The sequence below is a fragment of the Cupriavidus oxalaticus genome (assembly GCF_038900635.1).
Taxonomy (GTDB): Bacteria; Pseudomonadota; Gammaproteobacteria; order Burkholderiales; family Burkholderiaceae; genus Cupriavidus; species Cupriavidus oxalaticus_B.
On the sequence record NZ_JAYMRX010000053.1, the window covers coordinates 1 to 6,443 of the forward strand.

General features: G+C 57.5%; 4 protein-coding genes and 4 pseudogenes. 4 read left to right on the plus strand and 4 right to left on the minus strand.

The features are described 5' to 3' along the window. Positions 1 to 280: 280 nt before the first annotated feature. Both VSR71_RS34755 and VSR71_RS35485 read right to left on the minus strand, forming a co-directional pair. Positions 281 to 1,069, minus strand: a pseudogene (locus tag VSR71_RS34755) (Tn3 family transposase). Positions 1,070 to 1,227: 158 nt separating this feature from the next. After that, the gene (locus VSR71_RS35485; protein ID WP_115684115.1) at positions 1,228 to 1,722 is read right to left on the minus strand and encodes an SHOCT domain-containing protein; all 495 of its coding nucleotides are present in this window, start codon (positions 1,720 to 1,722) and stop codon (positions 1,228 to 1,230) included. A 1,635-nt stretch (positions 1,723 to 3,357) separates the two neighbouring features. On the opposite strand from VSR71_RS35485, the gene VSR71_RS34765 reads away from it, so the two are divergent. The 3 genes from VSR71_RS34765 to VSR71_RS35490 all read left to right on the plus strand — a co-directional run bounded on the left by VSR71_RS34765 (position 3,358) and on the right by VSR71_RS35490 (position 4,899). Continuing rightward, on the plus strand, positions 3,358 to 3,648 hold the full coding sequence (locus VSR71_RS34765) for an excalibur calcium-binding domain-containing protein (RefSeq protein ID WP_115684116.1): 291 nt from the start codon (positions 3,358 to 3,360) through the stop codon (positions 3,646 to 3,648). 314 nt (positions 3,649 to 3,962) lie between these two features. Further along, positions 3,963 to 4,511 (plus strand): DUF2726 domain-containing protein, encoded by a 549-nt coding sequence (locus tag VSR71_RS34770; RefSeq protein WP_115684117.1) that lies wholly within the window; start codon positions 3,963 to 3,965, stop codon positions 4,509 to 4,511. A 46-nt stretch (positions 4,512 to 4,557) separates the two neighbouring features. Continuing rightward, entirely contained in the window at positions 4,558 to 4,899 is a 342-nt protein-coding gene (locus VSR71_RS35490; RefSeq protein ID WP_368666652.1) for a DUF4124 domain-containing protein, read from the plus strand. A gap of 161 nt (positions 4,900 to 5,060) precedes the next feature. Here VSR71_RS35490 and VSR71_RS34775 read toward each other — a convergent pair. Beyond that, a pseudogene (locus VSR71_RS34775) lies at positions 5,061 to 5,468 on the minus strand (Tn3 family transposase); the annotation flags it as partial. 295 nt (positions 5,469 to 5,763) lie between these two features. Here VSR71_RS34775 and VSR71_RS34780 point away from each other — a divergent pair. Then, positions 5,764 to 6,321: pseudogene (locus tag VSR71_RS34780) on the plus strand (IS256 family transposase); the annotation flags it as partial. A gap of 5 nt (positions 6,322 to 6,326) precedes the next feature. Here VSR71_RS34780 and VSR71_RS34785 read toward each other — a convergent pair. Further along, positions 6,327 to 6,443, minus strand: a pseudogene (locus tag VSR71_RS34785) (IS5/IS1182 family transposase); the annotation flags it as partial.

Consider the following 6,443-nt stretch of genomic DNA (forward strand, 5'->3'; position numbering starts at 1 on the left):
CCTTTGCGACTGCCGGCGACTGGTACTTCCTGTGACTTTGACAAAGTAGTTCCCATCACTATTTGGTGGGAACTACTTTGGCTCCACTCTACTGAAGGGTACAGACGGTGCTGGCGACTCGCTTACGCTGATGGGCCTCGAGCCGTCCGGTGATCTCGGCTAGTTCGTCCCCTTGCTTCTGGACTGCGGATCTTGGGGCATGGCGTTCGGCGCGCGGGCATGATGGACGCGGGCTTGGCTCTGCCCGGCAACCGCATGTAGGCGAAGATCTCGATTCTTGCTACACCGTCCGCCGCTGCGGTGGCACCTCAAGGACGCTGTCTTGATACAGGTGGATCGGAAAGCTCATTATGCCCCGGAAATTCACATGCGCGAAATGTGCGGGCCCCATGCGGCGCAGCCAGTCATCTTCAATCCGTTGCCCCTTGCGGCGCCAAGCATCAGCCGTCGCTTGCATACGCTGGGTGTTCCCAGCCAATCACCAGATTCGTCAGCAGTGCCAGTGATCCCAGAAATCGCGATCATTTCGTCCTGACGGGCGCCCGCGATTGTGGCGTACCTTGTTCGAGTAAATGGCACGCTGGAGTTGGTGCACCGACTCCCCTCGGTTGAGTAGCGTGCGCAGCTCCCGTCGAAACTCGGTATTGCTGAAAAAATCGCACAAGAAAAATGTGCGAAGCATCTTGCCCAGATGATCTGCTGCCCGATGGATAGGGTCACCTTGGGCGGCGCTGCCGAACCGCTGCAGCGCGACGATTGCACTCGCCCGACCCGAGTGGATGGAGGCGATCAGGCGCAACAAGCCATCCCAGCCGTCGCCGATTGCCTTGAGCGCGATCTCGTGCGAGACGGCGGCCGACAGTCCATTCGTTACCTGCAGGCCGCGCGGCAAATACAATTCGCGCTCCGACGGCCGCCAAATGGCGGCCGTTCCTAAATTGCATGGTGTCGCCGAAAGCAGCGACCCTCGCAGTGGCGGTAATCGGACCAATGCACCGGGCACTCCCGCAATCTTGCACAGCGCGGATCGCTTCATGAGCGACTGGTCGGTTGAATTCCCACCGGTCATGCAGGAGGGAAGGGGCAGAGCCTTGAGGGAGGCGCGGCTTTCTGGTTGGTCACCGCCACTTTGCACACGAAAGGTACGACCGCCCCTTCATGCGCGCAGGCACCCTTTGGTCGATGGCGCGTTCGATTGCGCCACTGATCCCCATTTCTTGGGGAAATTCAGGAATTCAGGAGCTTTTGCTTTTGCTCAGAGAACTCAAACTCAGTCAATGCCCCCGAGTCACGAAGCTGTACTAGCTTTGCCAGTTCGTCAGCAACGCTCAAGCGGCTGGCTGCGGTGTTCCGCGACTCAGTGCCAGCAGCACTGCTGCTCGTGGAGTTCCCTTGCCTCTGCTCGTACTGGGCTCGGGTTAGGTAACCCTTGCTCAATAAGTCCGTCTTATGGAAGGAGTTTCCCATCCCTCCATAGAATATCCAAATCGGAATTGCAGCGAACCCAGCCGTCACAAAAAGTAGGACGAGGCACACAATGAAGTGAACCCAGAGCTGCTTAACAGCCAACCAGATAATTCCGAAGACGAATGCTGGAGGTCTCCTTGGTGGTCCCGTTAATCGGGTGATAGAGCAATTCTCCTTTGGTGGACATGTCTTCTCCCATTGTAGTACGACGTCGTTGATCGCTAGGAGAGCGATACGCAGCGCACAGATCTGCATGGTGGAAAAGATTCTCGCCGAGTTTGCTCCTTGACGGATTCCCCCACTTCAGTGGGGGGCAACACGAAGCCCGGCTGTTGGGGTTGCTATCGGCTTCGGGACGAGACACCATACCTGTTAGAAAGACAACTACGCGGATGGCCTGAGGAAGGGGGATCTTCTGGATGGGGCGCCACCTGGCGACCGCGGCGGCCCTAGCGATGCGCCCCAGTTGCGCTGCAGACTTTCATGAAAGTTGTAATGGTGGAGTCCCTACCGTAGTATGGGTGTGAGTTAACCTTCGATCATCTAACGACGGCGCTGCGCCAGCTAATTAATTACCTATCTTTGAGGAGGAGGAAGAAGATAGCGAACTACAAGTATCAGCAGTTCTTGAGTCACAGCAACCATCAGGCGTTTGACACTATCACTGAGCCGGGCCAGGTGACGCCGCACTCTGGAATCTATCGGTGTGAAGGATGTGGCGAGAATGTCGTCTCTACTCATAGCCATCCTTTACCTCCTCAAAATCACCACCAGCATACCCCTGCACAGGGCCGCATCCGTTGGCGTCTGATTGCCGCCACCCATTGAAATGCTGCCGGCACTTGACTGAGGCCCAGTGGCGAGAGATAGGAACAGCTGCGGTCGTGACCGAAACGGCACGCAAGTACGTTGCCAAATGGTACCGTTAGATTTTACATCCGAGGGAAAGCGGACAGCGAAGTAGCTGCCCTGTCTGACCAGAGGCTGATGTGCTATGACTATGACTGGAAATGACAAATAGGTCAGGCTGTTGAACCAACAAAGCGTTGCAAATTCTGTGGTGAAGAAATATTAGCGGTTGCCATAAAGTGCAAGCACTGCGGGTCGGATTTGAGTGCGTCGAGCCAGAAGGCAGCTGACACGCCAGTTAAGGCTAAGAGACCCATTGTCGAAGCAGTGGTGGCTCTGGGGGTCCCATCGTTATCGGGGTTTCCACGATAACTGTCATGAGCGAGCGGTCCTAACACGAGTTGTCGGCTTTGAGCCCCCGAGATAGGGGAGATGGCCGCGAATTTGAATACGAACTCAGGGCCCTCGACCTTTCTCCGGAGCGACAAGCTTTGCTCCTTGATAAGCGCGCCGAGATCATCTCCGCCAGTGTTGCCTCATCTGGACAAGATAGAGCCTTATACATACGTTCGGGCCAAGATGATTGCGGCTGGATGGAAGCCATATCATGCTGCGGACGCTGACATATGCTCCGATGGCGATAAGCGATGCGAGGGCCGGTCAGAGATGCAATCGTGCGCCGGTACTGGCATGGCAAACTGCATCTTTACCTGGAGCAACGGCCAGCGATTTGTTGGCATAACCTCCGTGGGCGAAGACGATCCCGTTGTCGATGGCGCAAAGGAAGATGCCAGAGCTGAATTAATCAGGAGAACCATTAGATTTTACATAACGCCAAAGGACGAAATTAGTCAGTCGCGGCAAAGTTGGCGTGTCCGTGCCGAGATATGCTAGACCCCGGGCAGGGCGGACTCACTGCGCCTGATCGTCAATCGCACATCAGCCCCTCCAGGACCCTCATTTCGGCAGGGCGGCAGACCGACGACGCTCTTGTTGTGGCATCCTTGCATTTGGAGAATAAAAAGCAGGGGTGGGGTCAACATGTACAAGAGCTTGCTGCTAGTCGCAGTCGCCGCGGCCGTTTTAATCTACTACAAAACCCACGCGCCGCTGAAAAACGTGGTGGCCGACGCCGAGTCACAGCCGATCGCGGTTTCGATTATTGCCCCAACGCCGGAGCCGGTCTTCCGGTGCGAGGGCAAACAGCACTGTAGTCAGATGGCTTCCTGCGCAGAAGCCCGCTACTACCTAAAGAACTGTCCAGCGGTGAAAATGGATGGGGACGGTGACGGCATTCCATGTGAGACGCCGCCTCTCCAGTGCACGTTTTGACGCGCCGATGAGGTAGTCCGCGCGCTGCCGTCTCGCGACATTTTACGAAGACACGCGACACCGGGAAGGCGCATGCGGCAAGTGCCGAGGCATTCGGCTGCTTTGCGGCCGTCGCTTCCGACCCGGAACCGCTGTTCCGGGACTCGAAGCACCCAGGCCCGCTTCCGAAGTACAGCCGGCTTTGGCGCCCCACGAGTGGGACAGACCGGTTTGCTGCATGCCGATCCAGCCCCACTATGGAGGGGTGCTGCCAGCTTGCTCCAGCGATTAGCATCGCGCTCAAACAATAAGCGCAGGAGGGTCAAGTGAAAGCGATGCTAGGGCTGGTGCTCCTCTTGGCAACTGCCATCGTTCTCCTGTCGATACTGAAGTCTGCAGCGGGAGGCGGAAACTCCACCAGGGAATTTCGTTTTGTTCGTAGATCTCCATTCTTGCGGCAGGATGAAATACGGCTCTACGAACGGTTGACAGTCGCGCTCAAGGGCAGCCACGTCTTTCCCCAGGTCGCGATGTCCGCTTTTGTGCAGCACAAGGGAACGTCACAAGCCGCCAGAAATCTGTTCGCTCAGAAGTATGTCGACTTCCTCGTCTGCGAGCGCAAAACCATGCGACCGCTCTATGTCATCGAGTTGGACGGCGCCTCGCACGGTAGCGCGAAAGCACAGAAGCGCGATAAGCAAAAGAGTGACGTTCTCGCATCGGCCGGAATTCCGATCATGCGCTACACGTCCAAGGACGTGGATCTGAAAACAATTCTCAGCGACTATTTCAGCGTTGTCCCGCCTCAGTCGACCGAAGGAGTTGGTTCCTCAACCCCAGGCAACGAACGAAAGTTGCGTGCCGTGCGGGCACCCGGTGCCTAAAGTTACCATGCTGAGATTTCTGACGATCGCGATGGTCGCCACGGCCATGAATGCCGCGAGCCAGACCATCTATCAATGTCGGAGCGCCGCGGGACATGTCACATTGCAGGACGCTCCCTGCGAGCACGACGCAAAGACTGAGGTGACGACGAAATCCATCGGCCAACGAAACTCAGAGTTTCGTGGTGACCCGTCCTCATTCTTCGAGCCGAAGGGACAGGAGCGGCTAGCGTCAAACATCATGTGCCCGTCGCTGCGCCAGTCCTACCGGGCAGCGGTTACCAATTCCGAGCGAGTAATGCTCACCCATAATTCGGCTCAGATCCAGCAAGCATCAGAGGCTGTACAGCGAGCCGGTGCGCAAATATCCAAGTATCGATGCGAGTAAGAACTCACCCCGTTGCGCTCGCTTTCCCTAGTCAGCGGGGAGTGACGCATCCTGCGGGGTCTAAAGAACGTAAGACGGACGTTGCGTAGGCTCGATAGGGCGACAAGATTGCCCTATTGGAGGGGTGGCCGGGGTTCGAAAAAAATCCCCCGCGTCGCCGGCTAAGCACATGATTTGAATAGGAAATCGATCGACGGATCGAGTGGTGGCACGCGCCTCTGCAAGGCCAGTAGGTAATCGCCGAACCGGTTGATATGCTCGCGGCGGTATGGCGACAGACCCTTGAGTACTTCGGCATTCACTGGGTGCCCGCGTTCCTGCAAATTCTTGAGCTTGCGTGACATCCACTGGACGTTGTGGAGGATGACCATGTTGGCGACCAACTGGTTGTACTTGATCACCTTGCGCTGCTCGTGCCGCAGATTCTCGGCGATGATCCCGTCGCCACCAAACATCAACCACTGCGCAAAGTCATTGAACTGTTCGCTCTTGTTCGTCGCGGCATGAATGGTGCGACGGAGTTCCGGGTTGTCCAAGTACTTCAGCAAGAACACCGTGCGGATGACGCGCTTGCGAGGATCGTCAAGCTCGCCATCGAAGCCGGACAGTGGCCCAAACAGCTTATGCAGATTCAGCCATTGCTCCGTCTCGGTCAGCACGTCGAGGATGCTGATCTGCGGCATCGACGCCGTGATGGCCTGGTCAATCAAGCATCATGTTAGGCGGGTCGGGCGCCTTGCCGGGCCGGTGGATGATTAATCCCTGTTCCCCGAACTCGATGCTGTCGTTCTCAGGGAACTTTGCATCGACCTCATCGAGTGCAGTGCTCAGTCTGGCCCACAACGCTCTGACGAAGCTACTGCCGGCGCCGAGCGCCCGGCCGGCACGGCCAACCAGCGCAATGGCAAGAGCGCCAAGACGGTTCTGACCGACGACGGGCCGCTGCGGTTAGACATCCCTCGCGATCGCGACGGCAGCTTTGATCCGATCCTGATTCCCAAGCACGAGCGGCGCTTCACCGGGTTCGACGACAAGATCATCGCCATGTATGCGCGCGGCATGACCTTGCGCGAGATCCAGGCGTTTCTGGCCGAACAGTACGGCACCGAGGTCTCGCCCGAGTTCATCAGTTCGGTGACCGATGCGGTCATGGACGAGGTGACCGCCTGGCAGGCCCGTCCGCTGGAGGTGATGTACCCGGTGGTGTTCTTCGACGCGCTGCGCGTCAAGATGCGCGAGGACGGCGTGGTGCGCAACAAGGCCGTCTACCTGGCCCTGGGCGTGCTGCCAGATGGCACGCGCGACATCCTGGGCCTGTGGATCGAGACTACCGAAGGCGCCAAGTTCTGGATGAAGGTGTTCAACGACCTGAAGACCCGTGGTACCCAAGACATCCTGATCGCGGTGACCGATGGCCTTAAGAGTCGCTAACAAAACTGCTCAACGAATCGTGAGCAGATGACCGCGCAGGCGAGCGTTAGCAGAGCGAGATGGATATCGAGACGCCGTTCGAAACGAATGCGCAGCTTGCCAAAGGCAGCAAG